Source organism: Gluconobacter sp. P1D12_c (assembly GCF_018812105.1).
Taxonomy (GTDB): Bacteria; Pseudomonadota; Alphaproteobacteria; order Acetobacterales; family Acetobacteraceae; genus Gluconobacter; species Gluconobacter oxydans_A.
The window spans coordinates 1-551 of sequence record NZ_JACSIQ010000248.1; the positions used below are offsets into that span (position 1 = coordinate 1).

The following is a 551-nucleotide window of genomic DNA, read 5'->3' on the forward strand; positions in this document are numbered from 1 at the left end:
GAATAATCCCGAGCTATAAGCCCAAGGTGCTTGCAGTCAGCAGATATCAGCCAGCAGATATCATCAACAGACCACCCCAGATGGAACACATGCCCAAGCCATGAACGAGGATAATACCCCCCATCATATGACAGAGCTTTGATGACCCGTTGGGCCGGTAATTTCGTATATGAACGACCTACGGATTCCATCCGAGACCACCAGTCTTGGCGGTCTTGTGTTGAACCATCGCCATCAGTTGTGTTATAATACTGATGTGGGTCGGGTTGTGACGTTCCTGCGTCATGAGCCTTCTCCTAACCTATCGGGCTTCTTCGATGTAATCCGCCAAGATATCCATCGATTTAACCTCGACTCACATTCTACCATAAAAATCAGATTATCAAGAACCATCCCACACAGATGGCCTACGGCCACACTACGTGGCTCCCGCTCTGCGCTCGCTCTGTGATGCAGGACACAGCAAATCTGAGCTAATTATCTGCTCATGAAGCGAAGCAGTTTGAGCTATCTTTTTAATACTGATTTAGCCTTTAGCATGGAGGTCGAAA

At 47.9% G+C, this 551-nt stretch carries 1 protein-coding gene; it reads right to left on the minus strand.

Annotated features, from left to right (window positions below; genetic code table 11):
- The coding region (locus KP705_RS16580) for a hypothetical protein (protein ID WP_215765047.1) at positions 1-191 on the minus strand (191 nt) is incomplete at its 3' end.
- Positions 192-551 lie beyond the last annotated feature (360 nt).